Origin of the sequence: Paraburkholderia sp. BR10937 (assembly GCF_040965695.1) — a bacterium.
In the GTDB taxonomy this organism is placed as follows: Bacteria; Pseudomonadota; Gammaproteobacteria; order Burkholderiales; family Burkholderiaceae; genus Paraburkholderia.
The window spans coordinates 1-255 of record NZ_JBFRCL010000220.1 but is presented as its reverse complement, the minus strand read 5'-3'; the positions used below and the strand labels follow the sequence as shown (position 1 = coordinate 255).

Below are 255 nucleotides of genomic sequence, written 5' to 3'. Positions count from 1 at the left end.
GGGCGCGCACCGCATCGACCTTCACCTGCGGCGTGGTCACCGGCACGCAGATCACGGCCTTCACGCCGAGCTTCGCCGCCGACAGCGCCACGCCCTGCGCGTGATTGCCCGCGGAGGCGGTGATCACGCCGCGCTCGAGCTGCGCGGGCGAGAGATGGGCCATCTTGTTGTACGCGCCGCGCAGCTTGAAGGAGAACACCGGCTGGTTGTCCTCGCGCTTGAGGAACACGGCGTTGCGCAGGCGCGCCGAGAGGT

General features: G+C 70.2%; 1 protein-coding gene. It reads right to left on the bottom strand.

The features are described from left to right. Positions 1 to 255, bottom strand: a 255-nt coding sequence (locus AB4Y44_RS42735) for a pyridoxal-phosphate dependent enzyme (protein WP_368702850.1), incomplete at both ends; no start/stop codon positions are given.